Origin of the sequence: Geothrix fermentans DSM 14018 (assembly GCF_000428885.1) — a bacterium.
GTDB lineage: Bacteria > Acidobacteriota > Holophagae > Holophagales > Holophagaceae > Geothrix > Geothrix fermentans.
Genome location: NZ_AUAU01000016.1, coordinates 31,637 through 50,215, shown reverse-complemented (window position 1 = coordinate 50,215; position 18,579 = coordinate 31,637). Strand labels below are relative to the sequence as shown.

16 protein-coding genes are annotated in these 18,579 nt (G+C 69.2%); 12 read left to right on the top strand and 4 right to left on the bottom strand.

All coding sequences use genetic code 11. The features are described from left to right. Positions 1-53: 53 nt before the first annotated feature. Genes G398_RS16840 through G398_RS21905 form a run of 3 tightly spaced genes read right to left on the bottom strand, consistent with a single transcriptional unit; the run spans position 54 to position 2,757 of the window. A complete protein-coding gene (locus tag G398_RS16840; protein ID WP_052571624.1) occupies positions 54-761 on the bottom strand; it encodes a hypothetical protein in 708 nt (235 codons plus the stop codon). Further along, on the bottom strand, positions 758-1,405 hold the full coding sequence (locus G398_RS21910) for a hypothetical protein (protein ID WP_026853031.1): 648 nt from the start codon (positions 1,403-1,405) through the stop codon (positions 758-760). The genes G398_RS16840 and G398_RS21910 overlap by 4 nt, the downstream gene beginning before the upstream one ends. Next, a complete protein-coding gene (locus G398_RS21905; RefSeq protein ID WP_026853030.1) occupies positions 1,402-2,757 on the bottom strand; it encodes an ABC transporter substrate-binding protein in 1,356 nt (451 codons plus the stop codon). The genes G398_RS21910 and G398_RS21905 overlap by 4 nt, the downstream gene beginning before the upstream one ends. A 110-nt stretch (positions 2,758-2,867) precedes the next feature. Here G398_RS21905 and G398_RS0106745 point away from each other — a divergent pair, with 110 nt between their 5' ends. The 3 genes from G398_RS0106745 to G398_RS19455 are packed head-to-tail and all read left to right on the top strand — an operon-like array spanning position 2,868 to position 9,020. Further along, positions 2,868-4,622, top strand: a complete 1,755-nt coding sequence (locus G398_RS0106745) for an ABC transporter ATP-binding protein (RefSeq protein ID WP_026853029.1) — start codon at positions 2,868-2,870, stop codon at positions 4,620-4,622. Next, positions 4,619-6,505, top strand: coding sequence for an FUSC family protein (locus tag G398_RS0106740; protein ID WP_026853028.1), 1,887 nt, complete (start codon positions 4,619-4,621; stop codon positions 6,503-6,505). The genes G398_RS0106745 and G398_RS0106740 overlap by 4 nt, the downstream gene beginning before the upstream one ends. A gap of 46 nt (positions 6,506-6,551) precedes the next feature. Then, positions 6,552-9,020: a protein kinase domain-containing protein gene (locus tag G398_RS19455; RefSeq protein WP_052571623.1), complete on the top strand. Its 2,469-nt coding sequence runs from the start codon at positions 6,552-6,554 to the stop codon at positions 9,018-9,020. 10 nt (positions 9,021-9,030) lie between these two features. Here the strand turns inward: G398_RS19455 and G398_RS16825 are convergent, their stop codons facing one another. Next, positions 9,031-10,662 (bottom strand): GspE/PulE family protein, encoded by a 1,632-nt coding sequence (locus tag G398_RS16825; RefSeq protein ID WP_052571620.1) that lies wholly within the window; start codon positions 10,660-10,662, stop codon positions 9,031-9,033. A gap of 101 nt (positions 10,663-10,763) precedes the next feature. Here G398_RS16825 and G398_RS0106725 point away from each other — a divergent pair, with 101 nt between their 5' ends. Genes G398_RS0106725 through nuoL form a run of 9 tightly spaced genes read left to right on the top strand, consistent with a single transcriptional unit; the run spans position 10,764 to position 18,574 of the window. Then, the gene (locus G398_RS0106725; RefSeq protein ID WP_483788286.1) at positions 10,764-11,150 is read left to right on the top strand and encodes an NADH-quinone oxidoreductase subunit A; all 387 of its coding nucleotides are present in this window, start codon (positions 10,764-10,766) and stop codon (positions 11,148-11,150) included. Then, positions 11,141-11,650, top strand: a complete 510-nt coding sequence (locus tag G398_RS0106720; protein ID WP_026853026.1) for an NADH-quinone oxidoreductase subunit B — start codon at positions 11,141-11,143, stop codon at positions 11,648-11,650. The genes G398_RS0106725 and G398_RS0106720 overlap by 10 nt, the downstream gene beginning before the upstream one ends. Continuing rightward, the gene (locus G398_RS19450; RefSeq protein ID WP_052571619.1) at positions 11,650-12,528 is read left to right on the top strand and encodes an NADH-quinone oxidoreductase subunit C; all 879 of its coding nucleotides are present in this window, start codon (positions 11,650-11,652) and stop codon (positions 12,526-12,528) included. Before G398_RS0106720 ends, G398_RS19450 begins: the two co-directional genes overlap by 1 nt. 3 nt (positions 12,529-12,531) lie before the next feature. Beyond that, on the top strand, positions 12,532-13,632 hold the full coding sequence (locus G398_RS0106710; protein ID WP_026853025.1) for an NADH-quinone oxidoreductase subunit D: 1,101 nt from the start codon (positions 12,532-12,534) through the stop codon (positions 13,630-13,632). Positions 13,633-13,651: 19 nt separating this feature from the next. Then, entirely contained in the window at positions 13,652-14,818 is a 1,167-nt protein-coding gene (locus G398_RS0106705) for a complex I subunit 1/NuoH family protein (protein ID WP_026853024.1), read from the top strand. Between the two features lie 10 nt (positions 14,819-14,828). Then, complete coding sequence (locus G398_RS19445; protein ID WP_052571617.1) at positions 14,829-15,332, top strand: NuoI/complex I 23 kDa subunit family protein; 504 nt, start codon at positions 14,829-14,831, stop codon at positions 15,330-15,332. Positions 15,333-15,366: 34 nt separating this feature from the next. Then, a complete protein-coding gene (locus G398_RS0106695) occupies positions 15,367-15,918 on the top strand; it encodes an NADH-quinone oxidoreductase subunit J family protein (RefSeq protein WP_026853023.1) in 552 nt (183 codons plus the stop codon). Continuing rightward, on the top strand, positions 15,918-16,220 hold the full coding sequence (nuoK, locus tag G398_RS0106690; RefSeq protein ID WP_026853022.1) for an NADH-quinone oxidoreductase subunit NuoK: 303 nt from the start codon (positions 15,918-15,920) through the stop codon (positions 16,218-16,220). The genes G398_RS0106695 and nuoK overlap by 1 nt, the downstream gene beginning before the upstream one ends. Positions 16,221-16,240: 20 nt before the next feature. Beyond that, positions 16,241-18,574, top strand: coding sequence for an NADH-quinone oxidoreductase subunit L (gene nuoL / locus G398_RS0106685; RefSeq protein WP_026853021.1), 2,334 nt, complete (start codon positions 16,241-16,243; stop codon positions 18,572-18,574). The last annotated feature ends 5 nt before the right edge of the window (positions 18,575-18,579 follow it).

The window sequence follows — 18,579 nt, the reverse complement described above, 5'->3', positions numbered from 1 at the left end:
GCCATCTCCATTCATCTCCGCCTGAATTCATTCCCCGCTTCAATTGGCGGGCCTCAGCCGCGCTTCTGCCCCGGCGTGGACACCCACGCCAGGCCCAGCACCAGCGCCAGGGCGGCCCAGCCCAGCGGGGTGGGATCGGTGCCCAGGCGGGGCAGCTGCTCCAGCAGCAGCCGGCCCAGGCTGTCGTGATCGGGTCCGGGACCCAGGCCCAGGGCGGACAGGGTGGCCTCGCCCCAGAGGGCGCCCAGCCAGGCGCTGGGGAAGAGGGCCGCGGCCTGATCCAGGGCCCAGGGGGACCAGCGGCGGAGCGTCGAGCGCGAGGGGGCGCCCAGGGCCCGCTCCGCGGCCCAGGCCGGGGACTGGAAGAAGGCCTCCAGCCTGGAGCGCAGGGGCGGCTCGAGATGGGGGGCCAGCAGCAGGCCCAGCAGGAGGAAGAGGCTGAGGAGGCCGAGACCTCCGGCCGCGGCGGCCAGGGGCAGGAGGAAGAGCACCGGAGGCAGGCTCCGCAGGGCCGAGAGGCCGCCCTGCCAGCGCCGGCCCCGCCAGGCCAGCAGGAGCGCGAGACTCATGGCCAGCAGGGCGCAGGCGCTGGCGAAGCCCACGCTGCGGCCCCCGGCCAGCAGCAGGCGCAGGAGGGCATCTCGCCCGAGCTCGTCCATGCCCAGGGGGTGCCCCAGGGAGGCCGGGAGCCCTCCGCGGAAGGGGTCCAGGGGCTGTTCCGGCAGGGCCAGGGCCAGCAGGAAGACGAGGCGCCATTTCACGGGGCGGCCTCCGCGTCCATGGTGTGCGACAGCAGCCAGAGCAGGGCCAGGGCCGCCACCCAGGCCGCGAGGCCCGTGCGGTCCCGGCCGGCCACGCGGTCCATCCAGTCCATGCCCAGGCCCGGCACGCCCAGGAGCCGCTCCAGCACCAGCGAGGCCGTGAGCCAGACCGGCAGCCGCGCCGCAAGCCAGCGGCGGGCGAGGCGGGCCAGGGCCAGGCGCCGGGCCCGCCGAACCACGCGGGCTCCCCAGGCCGCGGGGAAGGGCCACTCGCCCGGCAGGGCGGAAGCCAGCCAGCGCACCTCGCCGGGGAGGGCGGCCAGGAGGAAGGCGGCGACCCAGCCGCCCTGGCCCGGCGGGCCCCAGGCCGCGGGCCAGAGGGCGAGGAGGAGGCCGGCCCAGAGCAGGTCCGGCGGGGCCTCCAGCAGGGCCAGGGGGCGCCGCTCGGCCAGGGTGGGCCCGCCGAGCCAGGCCAGCAGCGGCGCCGTGAGGGCCAGGGTCCCCAGGGCGAGGCCCGCGGGCAGCAGGGCGTGCGTGGGGAAGGGCGGGGGCGGGACCGGCCGCCACAGGGCGCCCGGCAGGGTCCAGGCCAGGCCGAAGGCCAGGGCCCAGACGGCAGCGCCCTGGAGGAGGGCCCGCCTCACCGGTTCCAGCGCCAGCCCGCGGCGCCGGGGGTGCCGAGGTAGAGGCCCAGGACGCTGGGCTCCACGCCGAGGCGCTTGTCCACCCAGATCACGCTCTGGAAATCGAGGAGGGGCAGGGTCGCGGGATGCCGGGCCCAGAGGGCCTGGAGGTCCCGCCAGGCCGCATCGCCGGCTTGGCGGAGGCCCGCCGTCAGCGCCGGGGCCTGGGGATCGCGCCAGCCCGTGAGGTTCATGGGGCCCTTGGGCTCCAGGTACTCCAGCGCGGCCCAGGGGTGCGGCTCGAAGACCACCACGGAGCAGGCCAGCTCGAAGTCGCCCCTGCGCAGCCGGTCCACGAGGAGGGCCTGCTCCAGGGGCGCCAGCTGGAGCTCGAAGCCGTCCTTTCGGGCCCGCTCCCGCAGGGCCAGCAGCAGGTTTTCCGTGAAGGGCTCCCCGGCGGCGTAGAGCAGCTTCAGGCGGCCCGGAGGCAGGGGCGGGGCCGATCCGGTGTCGATGGCCTGGGGCTCGAAACCCAGGCTCTCGGGCCACAGCCCCCGGCTGGGCCGGGCGTTTTGGCCCAGAAGGCCGGGCGGGAAGGCATCCTGGCGCCAGCGCTCCAGGAGCTGGAGGGGCCCCAGGCCCGGGCGGCTCCACACCACCAGCTGGGCGTTCATGGGCTGGACCAGCACGCGGTGGGAGGCGGGCGGCGCCAGGGGGCGCGGCGGCGGAGCGCCGATGGTGAGCCAGCCTTTCTGGAGGGCCTGCAGCACGGCGCCGGAGTCCGGCAGCAGGCGGAAGCGGAGGCCGTCGATGCGCGGCTTCAGGAAGTGCTCCCGCCGGGTGAACGTCCAGGCCGCCGCCTCCTTCTGGTAGAGGAAGGGGCCGGAACCCCGGTCCGGGTGGCCCTTCTGGGCGATGGGCACGCGGGCCAGCTCCAGCAGGAGCCGGCCCGGGGGCTTGGGCGAGCGGATCCACACGCGGCCGTCCTGGAGGCCCGAACTCGCGCCTTCCAGGATGGCGCGCTTGGTGGGGCTGGCCTTGGGATCTCGGCCGATCTCCGCGAAGGTCCACAGCACGTCCTCGGCCGTGACCGGGCTGCCGTCCGTGAACCGGACGTCGCCCCGCAGGGTGAAGAGGAGGGCGCCGTCCTTCTGGAACTTCCACGAGGAGGCCAGGCGCGGCACGGCCTGGCCCGCAGGTCCCAGGCCCACCAGGGCGTCGCCGGCCAGGGACTGGAAGATCCACTGCTCGTAGCTGTCGCCGCGGATGAGGTCCAGGGGCCCTGGATCCCGGGGCAGGGACTCCTCCACCATCTGCGCCTGGGCCAGGGCCGAGAGCGAGACGAAGATCAAGGCGGCGAGGCGATTCCGCATGGCTGGGAGCTCGAGGAAGTTTCCCCCAGCATGCCCGGGCCCCGGGGGCCCTGCCAAGGGGCCCGCGCCACGGGCCGATGCCTGTTGCTACTCTGAATGGCGGAGGCCCCGTGGCGGATCTTTCTGAATCCAAGCTGTTCTGGTGGTGGCCGCTCATGGCCCGCCACCGGCGCACCCTCTACTGGGGCCTGGCCGCCACGATCCTGTGCAGCGTGGCCGCCTCCGTGGTGCCCTACTGGTCCGGCCGGGCGGTGCACGCCCTGGAGCGCCACGACTGGCACGGCTCCCGGGTCTTCCTGGCCTGGATGATGGCCTTCACGGCGGCGGCGGGCATCGGCCGCTACCTCATGCGCAACACGCTCATCGGCCTCAGCCGCGATGTGGAGCGCGAGCAGCGCGAGTCCCTCTACACCTTCCTGCTCTCCCGGCCCTTCGCCTTCTACGAGCGGCAGCGGGTGGGCGACCTCATGTCCCGCCTGGGCGACGACGTGGGCACGGTGCGCATGGCCACGGGGCCCGGGCTGATGAGCTTCCTCCAGGTGCTCTCCATCCTGCCGGTGACGCTGGGCCTCATGTTCAGCACCAGCTGGAAGCTCACCGTCGCGGTCATGCTGCCCTTCACCTTCCTGGCCCTGGGCTTCTACGTCATCGGGAAGTGGAGCCATGTGGTGCAGCAGAAGCTGCAGCTGGCCTTCTCGGCCCTCACGACCCACAGCCACGAGACCATCAGCGGCGAGCGGGTGGTGCAGGCCTTCGGGCTGGAGGAGGCCCGGGTGGCCCAGTTCAGCGCCCTCAGCCGGCGCCACGCCTCCCTCAGCATGAAGCAATCCGTGATCTTCAGCGCCTACGCCCCCCTGTCCGCCTTCATCAGCGGCGTGTCCGCCCTGGTGCTGGTGGCCTACGGCGGCAGCCTCGTGGTGCAGGGCGCCCTCAACCTGGGCGACCTCACCGCCTTCACCGGCTTCCTGGTGGCCCTGGCCTGGCCCATGATGAGCCTGGGCTGGTCGGCCAACCTCTTCCAGCGGGCCAAGGCCGGGCAGGAGCGGCTGGACCAGCTCCTCCTCGGCCCCGAGAAGGCCCTTCCGCCGGCCGAGGCCATCACCCTTCCCGGGGCGCCGGCGGGCCTGGATCTGGAGGGCGTGAGCCACCGCTTCGAGACCGGCCGCGGCGTCGGTCCCCTGGACCTGTCCCTCGCCCCCGGCGACAGCCTGGCAGTGGTGGGCGGGATCGGGTCCGGCAAGACCCTGCTGCTGCAGGTGCTGGCGGGCCTCCGCGCGCCCCAGGCCGGCCGCGTGCTCGTGGACGGCAAACCCCTGTCCGACGCCACCCTGCGCCGCCACTGGGCGGGCCTGGGCTGGGTGCCCCAGGAGGCCTTCCTCTTCTCGGACACCCTGCGCATGAACCTGGCCATGGGCCGGCCCGAGGCCACGGAGGAGGAACTCTGGGAGATCGCGCGGGTGGTGGCCATGGACGACCTCATCCAGCGCCTGCCCCAGGGGCTGGACACCGTGGTGGGCGAGCGCGGCGTGGCCCTCAGCGGCGGCGAGCGCCAGCGCACCGCCCTGGCCCGGGCCCTGCTGCGCCGGCCGCGCTTGCTGCTGCTGGATGACGCCCTGTCGGCGGTGGATGCCGAGACCGAGAGCCGCATCCTCGAGAACCTGCGCGCCTTCCTCGGCAAGTCCACCCTGGTGCTGGCCACCCACCGCGTCTTCGTGGCCGAGACCTGCGCCCGGGTGCTGGTGCTGGAGGAGGGCCGGGCGGTCCAGCTGGACACGCCCGAGGCCCTGGCGGGCCAGCCGGGCCTGTTCGCGCGCCTCAAGCGGCTGCAGAGCCTTGAGCGGGAGCTGGTGAAGGGAACTGTGTGAAGGTCCCGGTCATCGAACGTGCGGTGGTGGTGCGGGGGCTGGCGCTGGCCCTGTCCGCCTGGGTGGCCTTCGCCATCGCCACCCTGGTCCACGTGCAGAACGCCTACTGGGCCGCCATGCCGGTGTGGGTGGTGGCGCAGGCCTCGCGCGGAGTCCTTCTGGAGCGGGCCCTCTTCCGCGTGGTGGGGACCCTGCTGGGCGCGGCGGTGGGCTTCGCGCTGCTCCATGTGCCCGTGGGCCCCTATGTCCAGTTCGCCCTGCTGGGCCTGTGGGTGGCCCTCAACGGGGGCCTCACCCACGTCCTGCGCGGGGTGCACGGCTACGGGGCGCTGCTGGCGGGAATCACCGCCTCCATCGTCGTCGTCCCCTCCGTGCTGGCGCCCGGAGCCTCCCTGGAACTCGCCACGGCGCGGGTGGAGTGCACGCTCATCGGGGTGCTGGTGGCCACCGTCATCACCGGGCTGGCCACGCCCAAGTCGCCGGCCCAGGCCTTCTTCCTCCAGATCCGGAACCTGTCGGCGGACGCCGTGGCCTACGCCGCGGACGTGCTGTGCCACGGGGCCCCGGCCATGGGCGCGGAGAAGCGCCGCATCCTCGCGGAGGTCAGCGAGGTGGAGGCCTCCGCGCGCCTGACCCTGGCGGGCTCCTTCGAGGGCTACCGGCGGCTGCACGACGTGGATTCGCTGGTGGTGGGCACGCTGGGGGTCATGAGCGCCGCGGTGGCCCTCCGGCCCCGGGAACCCGCGCCGGCCGGCTGGACGGAGGGGCTGGCTCCCAGGCTGGAATCCGTGGCGGAGCGCCTGCGCTCGGAGGCGGAACCCCCGGAGGAGCCCTCCCCCATCGAGCCGGAGGCCGGAGGCGAGCGCCTTGCCAGCGCCCTGGCCCGCCTCCTGGAGGCCAATGCGGCGCTGGCCCGGCCTCTGGGACCCTCCAGGGCCCTCCCGTTCCAGCGGGAGTTGGCCGTCCTCGCGCCCCACCGGGAGTGGCCCCAGGCCGGGCGCACGGCCCTGGCCTCGGGAGCCGCCACCTTCCTGGCCGCGGCCCTGGCCCGTGGGTCCGGCTCGCCTCTGGTGGTCCAGGCCGCCGTGGGCGTGTGCATCTTCCCCCTGGTGCTCGGCTCCATGGCCCTGCCCCAGCGCGTGGCGCCCAAGCTGCTGATCGGCGTGGTGGCCGGGGCCTTCGTGGCCGCGCTCTATCGCCTCCTATTGCAGCCGGCCTTCCCCTCGCCCCCGGCGCTGTGGTGGACCCTGGCGCCCTTCCTGCTGCTGGGGGGCTTCCTGCGGGCCCACCCCCGCACGGCCATCGCCGGCGTGGACTTCAACATGTGCTTCCTGCTGGCCAGCCAAGCCGGCGCCACGGTGGCGGCGAGCACCCTGGACATCGTCGGCGGCTCCGCCGCCCTGGCGGCCGCGGCCTGTGTGGTGGCCGGCAGCTACATTCTGATGCCGCGAAGCTCCGTGAAGCAGGCGGAAGAGGCCGTCGGCGTGATCCGGCGGGACCTGCTGCGGATGGTCGAGCCCGATCCGGGCGAGGCCCTCGCGGACTGGCGGGCGCGGGGGGCCCGGCAGATCCTGCGGCTGTCCCTGCACCTGGGGCGGGCGAAGGACCTGGGCCGGCGCTGGCCCAAGGGCCTCCTGGCGGTACTGAGCCTGGGGCACGCCATCGAGCAGCTGCACGAGATCCCGGACGCCGTGGGGGGAGGCCGCAAGCGGGAGGTTTTCGACGCCCTGCGGCGGCTGGTGGACGACCCCCACGGGACAGCCCGGGTCATGCGCACCCAGGCCGACGCCACTCCGGAAACCGCCCTGCGGGAAGTGATGCTCGACCTGGCCGAAGGCCTCGAGACGTCGGCGGAACTGTTGAACTTCGGCCGGTCCGCCTAGCCGGAATTCTGCTAGCCTGCTGAGACTCTACCTACGGTCGTGCTCCATGAGCCTCGCGCCTGGAACGAACCTCGGTCCCTACCGGATCCTCACCTTGCTGGGGAAGGGAGGCATGGGAGAGGTGTACTGGGCGGAGGATCCCAAACTCGGCCGCGAAGTGGCCATCAAGGTGCTGCCCGAAGGGTTCGCCGAGGACCGGGAGCGGCTGAAGCGCTTCGAGCAGGAGGCGCGTGCGGTGGGTGCGCTGAGCCACCCGAACCTTCTCACGGTCCACGATCTCGGAACCCATGAGGGCTCCCCCTTCCTGGTGATGGAGCTCCTGGAAGGGCAGACCTTCCGGACCCTGATGGGGCAGGGGGCCCTTCCTGCGGAGCGGGTGGTGGATCTGGCCGAGCAGATCGCGGCAGGCCTCGCCGCGGCCCACGAGCGGGGGATCGTCCACCGGGATCTGAAGCCGGAGAACCTGTTCCTCACGCGGGACCGGGTCGTGAAGATCCTGGACTTCGGCCTGGCGAAGCAGGGAGCGGTGGGAAGGAAGGGCTCGAGCGAGGAAACCATGGCAGGCATGGTGCTGGGCACGGCGTCCTACATGAGCCCCGAGCAGGCCTGCGGCCGTCCGGTGGACTTCCGCACGGACCAGTTCAGCCTGGGAGTGGTGCTGTACGAGATGTTGAGCGGGCGCCAGCCCTTCGGGGGGCCTTCGGTCACCGAGACGCTCGCCGCGATTGTGCATGGGGACCCGGCCCCCCTGGTGCCGCCCGGCGCGCTGGCGTCCGTGGTGGCACGATGCCTGGAGAAATCCCCGGGGAAGCGGTATGGCTCGACGAAGGAGCTGGCGCGGCAGCTGGCCTCCCTGCGCCGGCAGGCCACTTCCGTGGAGGGCCAACCGGTGGATCCCCCCCCGCTGGGATGGAGGCGCCGCGCAGGGCCGGTCCTGATGGGGACCGCTTTGGCGGGGGTGGCCGTGGCCTTGGGCTGGGCCGCTTGGAAACCGGGGCCCCAGAAGCTACCCCGGAACCCGAACCTGGTGGCCCTGCCCACCAAGGTGGTGGGGCCCGCCGAATCGGCTTTCCTCGCGGACGCCATTCCCCACACGCTCTCGGCCCTGCTGGCGGGCGTGGAGGGGGTGGACACGAAGGTGCCGCCCTCCAGCTACCAGGTCGAGAAGGTGCATGGGGACCTGGGGAGGATCGCAGAGGCCTATGGGGTGGAGAACCTGGTGGTGACCTCCGTGACCACCCAGGGGGAGAGACTCATCCTGACGGTCCAGCTGGTCGAGACGGCCACCTTGAAGGTCAAGTGGGCGGGCCGGTTCGAAGGATCGCGCGGAACCTACCAGCAGCTTCTGGAACAGGCGGCGGATTCGCTCATCGGCTTCCTGAAACTGAGCAGCGCCCCTCAGGATTCGCGTGGGCTCGGGGGTGACCCGTCGAAAGTGGAGGTGGAACTCGGCCTCCGGGAGGGCGTGTTCTTCCAGCAGCGCTACGCCAACAGCAAGGACCCACGGGACTTCGACCAGGCGCTGGCGGCCTTCCGGCGCGCCCATTCGCTGGACCCCACCAATGCGCGCCTGGTCGCCGAGATCGCCGGGCTCTTCGACTCCCAGCACTTCATCACGAGGGATGCCCGGGCCGGCGTGGAGGCAGAGCAGTGGGTGGCGCGGGCGTTGACTCTGGATCCCCGCTGCGGGCGCGCCTGGGCAGTCCGGAGCCGCATCGAGGTCAACCGGCCCAAGGTCGATCCCGTGGCCGTGACGGTGTTCGCCATCAAGGCCACGCACCATGCGCCGACCGAGGCCCGGGGCTACATCACGCTGGGGGCCGTGGCCCCCACGGCCGGGTTCCAGAAAGCTGCCGGTCTGAGGAGCGTGGAGCTGAATCCGCTGAACCCGCTGGGCTACTCGTGGGCAGCCATGTGCCTGACGATGCAGGGGCACACCGCTGAAGGGGTCGCGATGGCGGAGCGGGCCGCACGGGCGGAGAACCAGCCGGGGTTCCATACCTGGATCCTGTATTTCTCCTTGTTCCACGCGGGCCGTTATGGTGAGGCCCGGAAGGCCTACACGGAAGTCACATGGGAGACGGTCTCTCGGCTCATGCGGTTCCTGATGGATGGGGACTTGGAGGGCGGGAGGCGGCTGGCGCGGGAGGCCCACGGGAAATGGCGCCTGGCGGATATGGGAGCCATGGATTGGGTGAACCGCACCGTATTCTATGCTCCCCTGCTGGTCCGCCTAGGCCTGCGTGAGGAGGCTCTCTGGCTGCTGGACCAGTGCACGAACTCGGGTTTTCCGCCCTACCTGGACTGGCTGCTCGTGGATCCCGACATGCAGAAGCTCCATGGCGATCCACGGTATGCCCGGGCTGTCTCGGCGGCTCGGGCTTACGCCGCCACCTTCCTGGCGGAAGCGGAGGCGGCGAAGGCCCGAGGGGAATTCCCGAGGTCGCTCGAGCCGGCCCTGGCGGAGCTGCGCGAACTTGTGAAGCGCACCAAGGCCCCGCCAGATGCACGCTGAGCAGGGGTGATCAGGCTCCGTCGCGGAAGGTCACCTTGTTGATCTCGGCGAAGGTGGTGATGCCCAGTCGCACCTTCTCGATGGCGCTCTCGCGGAGGAACTGCATGCCCCCGCGGCGGGCGGCGGCCTTCACCTCGCGGGTGGGTGCCCGCTGAATGAGCAGCTCGCGGATCTCGTCGTTGAGGCCCATGAACTCGATGATGGCCTGCCGGCCGCGGAAGCCCGTGCCGTGGCAGTCCACGCAGCCCACGCGGTCGAAGAGGGTGGCACTGCGCAGCCAGGCCTCGTCCACGCCGTTCTCCTCCAGCTCCTGGGGGGAGGGCGGGTGGGCGGACCGCTTGCACTTGGGGCAGAGCACCCGGATGAGCCGCTGGGCCAGGATGCAGTTCAGGGACGAGACGAAGTTGTAGACCTCGACGCCCATGTGCTGGAAGCGGCCGATCACGTCCAGCACGTTGTTGGCGTGGACGGTGGTGAAGACCAGGTGGCCCGTGAGGGCGGACTGGATGGCGATCTGGGCCGTCTCGGGGTCGCGGATCTCGCCCACGAGGATCTTGTCGGGATCGTGGCGGAGGATGGACCGCAGGCCCAGCGCGAAGGTGAGGCCCTTCTTCTCGTTCACGGGGATCTGGGTGACGCCCTCGAGCTGGTACTCGACGGGGTCTTCGATGGTGATGATCTTGTCCTCGGGGGCCTTGATCTCGCTCAGCACGGCGTAGAGGGTGGTGGTCTTGCCGGAGCCCGTGGGGCCCGTCACCAGGAACATGCCGTAGGGTTCGCGGGAGAAGCGGCGCAGGCGCTTCAGCTCGTGGTCGGAGAAGCCCAGGATCTCCAGGCTCAGGGCCTGGAACTCCTCGGTGAGGTTCTCCTTGTCGAGGATGCGGATCACCGCGTCCTCGCCGTGGATGGTGGGCATGATGCTCACGCGGAAATCGATGGCCCGGCCGCGCACCTTGAGCTTGAAACGGCCATCCTGGGGTTTGCGCTTCTCGGCGATGTCCAGCTCGGACATGACCTTGATGCGGCTGATGATGGGCGAGGCGAAGCGCCGGTCGATGGGCTCGGCCGCCGGGTAGAGGCTGCCGTCGATGCGGTACTTGATCTGGAAGCCCGTGGCCGTGGTCTCCAGGTGGATGTCGGAGGCGCGACGCTGCAGGGCGTTGAAGATGGTGGTGTCCACCAGGCGGACGATGGGCGCCTCGTCCTTGTCGGTCAGGCGCTCCAGGTCGAGCACCTCGTCGTCGAGATCCTCCTCGTGGAGCACCTGGATCTTGAGCGCCTCGCCGGCCTCGTCCATGACCTTCTGCCCGCTCTCCGATTTTTTCAGCACTTCCTGGATCTGGGCCAGGGGGGCGCCGGCGAACCGGAGGGGCCGCTTGAGCTGCTGCCGCAGGAGGTCCTGGGTGGGAATGTCCAGGGGATCGGCCATGGCCAGCCACAGGACGCCCTCCCGCTCCTGCACCGGCACGAAGTGGTGCTTGAGCATCAGGTCGAGGGGGATGGCCTGGAAAAGCGCGAATTCCACCAGTTCCCGGGTCAGGTCCAGGGTGGGATACAGCTCCCGGGCCGGCCGGAAGTCAGTCAGGGCCGGATCGCCGGTCTCGACGGCGTCCGCGGGGTCCGGGGAATTGGGAAAAGTCATGGAAACATCCTACTGGAAGGCACCCCGGCCCGGAGGGCCGGATTGGGGCATGGGTCACAAACGATGCATCGGTGGGCTTCGATCGTTGACCTGCGCCGTACCTGCGCCGCACAATGACTGGTCCTGGAGGCTCCATGCGCGGGTACGCGTCCATCCTGCTGCTGATCCTGGTAGCAGTGGCCCTGCCGATCATCATCCTGAACTTGTCGCGGCTCCTGCGCCCGAGCTGGCCCAGCGCGGCGAAATACTCCACCTACGAATGCGGCATCGTCACGACCAGCGAGGCGCGGGAGAAATTCTCCGTTCGTTACTATCTGGTGGCAGTGATGTTCCTCGTGTTCGACGTGGAAACAGTCTTTCTGATGCCCTGGGCCATCCAGATGAAGGAACTGGCCATCTTCGGATTCATCGAACTGGGCCTGTTCCTGTTCCTGCTGCTGTTCGGCTACGGCTACATCTGGTCCAAGGGAGCCCTGACATGGGAATGAACCAACCCTCCGCCCTTGAGCACATCCTGATCACCACCAAGGTCGAGAAGGTCATGAACTGGTCCCGGGCCTCCAGCGTGTGGCCCGTGACCTTCGGCCTGGCCTGCTGCGCCATCGAGATGATGGCCGCCGGCGCCAGCCGCTTCGACTTCGACCGCTTCGGCGCCGGCATCTTCCGCGCCAGCCCGCGGCAGGCGGACCTGATGATCATCGCCGGCACGGTGACCTACAAGATGGCCCCGATCATCAAGACCCTCTACGACCAGATGCCCGAGCCCAAGTGGGTGATGGCCATGGGCTCCTGCGCCACCGCCGGCGGGCCCTTCGACTCGTACCACACCATCCAGGGCGTGGACAAGGTCATCCCCGTGGACGTCTACATCCCCGGCTGCCCGCCCCGGCCCGAGGCGTTCATCTACGGCTTCCTCAAGCTGCAGGACAAGATCATGACCAGCAGCCTGGCCGACCGGTACAAGGACATCTTCGAGGAGGTCGGCTGATGTCGGAACCGAACGCCCCCCAGACTCCGGAAACCCCGGAAGCGCCGGCCGGCCCCTACGTCTACGACTACAAGGCCGCCCCGAACCGGCAGATCACCATGCCGAAGACGGTGCCCCTGCCGAGCCACCGCACCTACGTGGCCGAGCAGAAGGCCGCCGCCGAGGCCGATGAGGCCAAGTGGCAGAAGACCCTGGCCGACTACGAGACCGCCAAGGCCAAGGCCGAAGCCGAAGGGAAGGACGCCCCCAAGCCGCCGGTCCGGCCTGTCCCCCGCAAGGACGACACGGACATGAAGCCGCCTGTGCCCCAGGAGGCCACCGACCCTGATCTCCTGAAGCTCCAGGCCCTCCTGGGCGACAAGGTCGAGGAGGTCTTCGAGCAGGCCGGCGAGCTGGTCTGCCAGGTGAAGAAGGAGGCCATCCACGAGGCGCTGGCGTTCTGCCGCGACGAGGCCGCCCTGAAATACGAGATGCTGGCCGACCAGTCCGGCACCCACTACCCGGCGGCCAAGGATTTCGCCTGCAGCGTGGTCTATCACCTGACGAGCATCAGCCGCCGCAAGCGGCTCCGGCTCCGCATCCTGGTGCCCGAGGGCTTCGCGCCCGAGAGCGCCTGCTCGCTCTACCCCAGCGCCAACTGGATGGAGCGCGAGATCTACGACATGCTCGGGATCCGCTTCCAGAACCATCCGGACATGACCCGCATCCTCTGCCCCGAGGACTGGGAGGGCTACCCGCTGAGGAAGGACTACCCGACCGTGGGCTGGGGCCAGCGCGACATCTCCTTCCGCGAGGACCGCGGCGGCATGCTCGAGCGGATCGCGCTCCAGAAGGCCGGCCAGCTGGGCATCAACTTGAAGCAGCCCAAGGCGGAGTGATCCATGTTCAAGAACGAGGAAATGGAAATCAACCTGGGCCCGCAGCACCCGTCCACGCATGGGGTGCTCCGGGTGAAGCTCCGGCTGGACGGCGAGACCGTCACCCACTGCCGGCCCATGATCGGCTACCTCCACCGCGGCGTGGAGAAGATCTGCGAGAACCAGTCCTTCTTCCAGGGCCAGGTCTGGACGGACCGCATGGACTACTGCTCCGCCGTGGCCAACAACCTGGGCTGGGCGGAGGCCAACGAGAAGCTGCTCGGCATCACCGTGCCGCGCCGCGCGCAGTACATCCGCACCCTGCTGAACGAGTTCAACCGCATCGCCTCGCACCTCATCTGGCTGGGCACCCACGCCATGGACATCGGCGCGCTGACGGTGTTCCTCTACGCCTTCCGTGAGCGCGAGGACGTGCTGGACATCAACGAGGCCTTCTGCGGCTCGCGCCTGACCACCACCGCCTTCCGCATCGGCGGCCTGCGCGAGGACCTGCCTCCGGGCTTCGAGAAGATGGTGCGGAAGTTCCTGGCCAAGTTCTCCGACTGCCTCGACGAGTACGAGGCCCTGCTCACCGAGAACCGCATCTGGAAGAAGCGCACCATCGGCGTGGCCAAGCTCAGCGCCGAGGACGCCATCGCCCTGGGCGTCACGGGCCCCATGCTGCGTGCCGCCGGCGTGGCCTACGACATCCGCAAGGCCTTCCCCTACGCGGCCTACGCCGAGATGGACTTCGAGGTGCCCACCCGCACCGAGGCCGACACCTACGCCCGGTACGAGGTCCGCATGGCGGAGATGCGGCAGAGCGCCCGCATCATCCAGCAGTGCATGGACGGCATGCCGGAAGGCCCCGTCATGGCCAAGCTCCCCAAGATCCTGCGGTCCGAGGTCAACGAGGTCTACCACGCCACCGAGTCGCCCAAGGGCGAGATCGGCTACTACCTCGTGGGCGAGAAGGGCTCGCTGAATCCCTACCGGTTCCATGTGCGGGCCCCCGGGTTCATCAACCTCCAGTCCCTGCCCAAGATGGCCGAGGGTGGGCTGATCGCCGACGTCGTCGCGGCCATCGGCTCCCTGGACATCGTGCTCGGCGAGATCGACCGCTAGCCGACGAGGATCCCAAGACATGCCGACCCCGACCCTCACCCAATCCATCGTGATCACCCTCATCCAGTGCCTGCTGGTGGTGATCTTCGTCTTCGTCGTCGTCCCCCTCACCGTGTTCGCCGAGCGCAAGGTGCTCGGCCACCTCCAGATGCGCCTGGGCTCCACGCGCATCGCCAGCGGGCACACCGGCCTCTCCGGCTTCCTGAACCGCGGCATGTGGAAGATGGGCAAGGTGCCCGTCCTCTCCTACTGGCGCGGCATCCCCGGCCTGCTGGCCGACGTGGTGAAGCTGATCATCAAGGAGGACATCATCCCCGATAAGGCGGACCGGTTCGTCTTCTTCCTCGCGCCGTCCATCAGCATGGTGGCCGCGGTGGTGGTGTTCGCGGCCATCTCCTTCGTGCCCGGCACCTTCTTCACCTTCCCCACCTGGTTCCCCCTCGTGGGCGGCTTGCCCGTCTCCGGCGGCATCGCCGACATCAACGTGGGCCTGCTCTGGATCCTGGGTGTGGCGACCGTGGGCGTCTACGGCATCGTCCTGGCCGGCTGGTCCTCGAACTCCAAGTACCCCCTCCTGGGTGGCCTGCGCAGCGCGGCCCAGATGGTGAGCTACGAGGTGCCCCTGGCCCTCAGCCTCCTGGCCCCGGTGGTCCTGGCCGCCAGCCTCAACTTCACCGAGATGGCCACCCGCATGGCGGTGGGCATGCCGATCTGGGCCCTGGTGCCCCAGGTCATCGGCTTCCTGCTCTATCTCACCTGCGGCTTCGCCGAGACCAACCGCCTCCCCTTCGACATGCCCGAGGCTGAGAACGAGCTGGTGGCGGGGTTCCACACCGAGTACTCCGGCATGAAGTTCGGCCTCTTCTACCTGGCCGAGTACATCAACATGACCGTCGTGTCGGCCCTGGCCTCCGCCTTCTTCCTGGGCGGCCCCTGGCTGCTGCCCTTCGGCCTCCAGGGCCTGCTGAACCCCTACCTGCCCGGCTTCCTGTCCTGGTTCGGCGAGCCTCACGCCATCTTCTTCGTGGCCAAGATCATCTTCCTGCTCTTCACCTACATCTGGGTCCGCGGCACCATCCCCCGCTACCGGTACGACCAGATCATGGCCGTGGGCTGGAAGTACCTGATCCCGCTGGCGCTGGTCAACCTCCTGCTGGCGGCCGCCATCCGCTGCTTCGCTGTCTAAGGGGCCGACCATGAACAAGTTCCTGAGGACCCTGATCCCCACCGACATCGCCAAGGGCCTGTCCGTCACGGGCAAGCACTTCGGCCAGGTCTTCTTCACCGCCAACCGGCGCAAGGTGCCCTTCCACATCGTGGGCGAGTACCCGGAAGTCCCGGCCAAGGTCCAGCCCCGCTACCGCGGGCGCCTCACGCTGCTCAAGGACGAGCAGGGCGAGATCAAGTGCGTCTGCTGCCTGGCCTGCGAGAAGATCTGCCCCACCCAGGTGATCACCATCGAGAAGGGCAAGATGGAAGGCCGCAAGATGCCCTTCCCCGTCCGCTACGACTTCGAGATGGAGCGCTGCATCTTCTGCGAGTTCTGCGTGGAGAGCTGCGGGTTCGATTCCATCATCCTCAACCACCAGTTCGAGCTGGCCGCCTACAACCGTGAGGACTTCTCCCTGGGCACGAAAGGCACCGCCCAGAACATGTTCGAGCTCTCCCCGGTGGGCAAGTACAGCGTGGCCGAGGACTGATCCCATCCCTTCGCGCATACCCAGAGGACGTCCCATGGAACATCTCATCCAAACGATCGGCCGGAACATGTTCGCCATCTTCGGCGTCATGGCCCTCGCCGGCGCCGTGCTCATGATCGCCTCCCGGAGCGCCGTGCACAGCGTGCTGGGCTTCCTGTTCGCGATGCTCAGCATCGCCGGGTGCTTCCTCTCGCTGGAGGCCGAGTTCCTGGGCATGGCCCAGATCCTGGTCTACGCGGGGGGCATCGTGGTGCTCTTCCTCTTCGTGGTCATGCTCGTGGAGATGAGCAAGAAGCGAGAGGGGGAGGTCTTCCAGCTCCAGTCGCGCTACGCGGTCCTCACCGTCGCCGTCGGCGCCGCGGCTTTCCTCGCGGTGTTCCGCAAGACGATCTTCGGGGCCGCCTCGCCGGAAGCCCTGGTGCTCCGACCGGACCTGGCCAAGGGCCTCGACGTGGCGCATCAGAACGCCCAGGCGGTGAGCCGCGGCCTCTTCGCGGACTACCTCCTGCCCTTCGAGATCCTCAGCGTGATCCTGCTGGTGGCCCTGGTGGGCGCCGTGGTGCTGGCAAAGACGGAGCGGGTGTGATGGTCAGCCTGAACGCGGTCCTCCTCATCTCCTTCCTCCTGTTTTCCATCGGCATTGCGGGGGTCCTCATCCGCCGCAACGCCCTGATCATCCTCATGTGCGTGGAGCTCATGCTCAACGCCGCCAACCTGAACTTCATCGCCTTCGCCCGCCACAACGGCTCGGTCGCCGGCCAGGCCTTCGCCCTGCTGGTGATGGGCTTCGCCGCCGCCGAGGTCGCCGTGGGCCTCGCGCTCGTGGTCGCCCTCTACCGCAAGCGTGACACCGTCCAGGTGGACGACATCAACCTGCTGAAGGGATGACGACGACCATGGAACACGCAATGACCGCCGCCTCCCATCCGAGCAGCTACCTCTGGCTGATTCCCTTCCTCCCCTTCTTCGGCTTCCTCATCAACGGCCTCTCCGGCCGGAAGCTCCGGAACACGAAGGTCGTGGACTTCTTCGCCCTCGGCAGCGTGGGCGTGGCCTTCCTCCTCACCCTCTGGCACTTCATCCAGCTCGCCGGCCTGCCTGCGGACGGACGCTCCCTCCACCAGACCCTCTGGACCTGGTTCGACGTCGGCGGGGCCCGCGTGCTCGGCGGCCTCACGACCTACAAGGTCGCCTGGGCCTATAAGTTCGACGTGCTCAGTGGCTGCATGGCCCTGCTGGTCTCGGGCGCCGGCTTCCTGATCCACCTGTTCAGCACCGGCTACATGGCCGAGGAACGGAACGACGGCCGCTACTACCGCTTCATGGCCTACCTGAACCTCTTCGTGTTCAGCATGCTGAACTTGGTGCTGGGCGCCAACATCCTGATGATGTTCCTGGGCTGGGAGGGAGTGGGCCTCTGCTCCTACCTGCTCATCGGCTTCTACTTCGAGAAGGAATTCGCCGCCGTCGCGGGCAAGAAGGCCTTCGTCACCAACCGCATCGGCGACTTCGGTTTCATGCTCGGGTTCTTCCTGATCTTCCAGGTCTTCGGGACCCTCGACTACGACACCCTGATGGGCTCGGTCCGCGGGATCGCGACCCTGCCGGCCATCACGCTCTACGGCCACACGGCCAGCCCCACCTGGTGGTTCAACGTCATCGGCTGCTGCCTCTTCGTGGGCGCCATGGGCAAGTCCGCGCAGATCCCCCTCTATGTGTGGCTGCCAGACGCCATGGCGGGCCCGACGCCTGTCAGCGCGCTGATCCACGCCGCCACCATGGTGACCAGCGGCCTCTACATGATCACGCGGCTGAACTTCATCTACGTGAATGCCCCCGTGGCCCTCGCGGTGGTGTTGGCCTTCGGTTCCCTGACGGCCTTCGTGGCCGCCACCATGGGCCTGGCCCAGTACGACATCAAGAAGGTGCTGGCCTACTCCACCGTGTCCCAGCTGGGCTTCATGTTCATGGGCATGGGGGCCGGGGCCTTCAGCGCCGGCATGTTCCACGTCTTCACCCACGCCTTCTTCAAGGCCAGCCTCTTCCTCGGATCCGGCGCCGTCATCGCCGCCTGCCACCATGAGCAGGACATGCGGAACATGGGCGGCCTCAAGAAGCTCATGCCCATCACGGCCATGAGCATGATCCTGGCCACCTTCGCCATCGCCGGCATCTTCCCCTTCTCGGGCTTCTTCTCCAAGGACGAGATCCTCTGGAAGGTGTTCGAGGGCTGGTACCAGCACGGCCACTACACGGGCCCCACCCTGAACCTGGTGGCCTGGATCCTTGGCATGCTCGGCGCCTTCTGCACCGCCTTCTACATGACGCGCCTCATTGCCATGACGTTCTATGGCAACTACCGGGGTGCCGGGGATGATCCCTACAACCTGACGGTCCAGTCCGAGGCCCATGGCCACGACGACCACGCCGCGCACGGACATGGAGGCCACGACGCCCACGACGCCCATGGCGCCCACGCTCACGCCGCGGTCCACGAGGACCATGCCCACGAGCTGGACCAGGCGCACAACCACCACACGGACAATCCGGAGGACCACGACTTCGTGGCCGGGCACCATCCCCATGAGGTCTCCTGGCGCATGTGGCTGCCCGTCGCCATCCTGGCGGGGCTGGCGGTGGTGGGCGGCTTCCTGAACTACCCCGAGAGCCTCCACCGCATCCTGCCCATCGTGCCCGCCGAGCTCTTCAGCAAGTGGATCGAGCCGCTGCTCTACCAGACCGCGCCCGTCCACCATGGCGAGCACGTCCCGCCCGCCATCGAGTACGGCCTCATGGCCTGGGCCACCCTGGTGTGGGCCCCCGCGGCCATGGGCCTGGCCTGGTGGATCTACAAGGTGGATCCCAGCTGGAGCCGGGCCAAGGCCTTCGTGGCCCGCTTCCCGAACCTCTACCGCTGGGTGAACGCCAAGTACTACGTGGACGAGTTCTACGAGGCGGCCCTCATCGAGCCCATCAAGCGCTTCTCCGCCCAGCTCTGGAGCTTCGACACATGGGTGGTGGATGGCATGGTGAATGGCGCGGCCCGCGTCACGCTCCTGTGGGCCCGGCTGTCGCACTGGATCGACGAGTACCTGGTGGACGGCACTGTGGACCTCGTCGAGTACATCGTGCAGGAGACCAGCCAGGTCTTCCGCGGTGTCCAGAGCGGCCGTGTCCAGCACTACGCGTTCGTGATGATCCTCGGCTTCCTCGTCATCGCCTTCTGGAAATTCCTCGTCTAGCCCTC

Bases quoted from the DNA above. Each gene is read 5' to 3' on its own strand.
- G398_RS21905 (WP_026853030.1), bottom strand. From the start codon at position 2,757: ATGCGGAATCGCCTCGCCGCCTTGATCTTCGTCTCGCTCTCGGCCCTG.
- G398_RS19455 (WP_052571623.1), top strand. From the start codon at position 6,552: ATGAGCCTCGCGCCTGGAACGAACCTCGGTCCCTACCGGATCCTCACC.
- G398_RS16825 (WP_052571620.1), bottom strand. From the start codon at position 10,662: ATGACTTTTCCCAATTCCCCGGACCCCGCGGACGCCGTCGAGACCGGC.
- G398_RS0106720 (WP_026853026.1), top strand. From the start codon at position 11,141: ATGGGAATGAACCAACCCTCCGCCCTTGAGCACATCCTGATCACCACC.
- G398_RS19450 (WP_052571619.1), top strand. From the start codon at position 11,650: ATGTCGGAACCGAACGCCCCCCAGACTCCGGAAACCCCGGAAGCGCCG.
- G398_RS0106710 (WP_026853025.1), top strand. From the start codon at position 12,532: ATGTTCAAGAACGAGGAAATGGAAATCAACCTGGGCCCGCAGCACCCG.
- G398_RS0106705 (WP_026853024.1), top strand. From the start codon at position 13,652: ATGCCGACCCCGACCCTCACCCAATCCATCGTGATCACCCTCATCCAG.
- G398_RS19445 (WP_052571617.1), top strand. From the start codon at position 14,829: ATGAACAAGTTCCTGAGGACCCTGATCCCCACCGACATCGCCAAGGGC.
- G398_RS0106695 (WP_026853023.1), top strand. From the start codon at position 15,367: ATGGAACATCTCATCCAAACGATCGGCCGGAACATGTTCGCCATCTTC.
- nuoK (WP_026853022.1), top strand. From the start codon at position 15,918: ATGGTCAGCCTGAACGCGGTCCTCCTCATCTCCTTCCTCCTGTTTTCC.
- nuoL (WP_026853021.1), top strand. From the start codon at position 16,241: ATGACCGCCGCCTCCCATCCGAGCAGCTACCTCTGGCTGATTCCCTTC.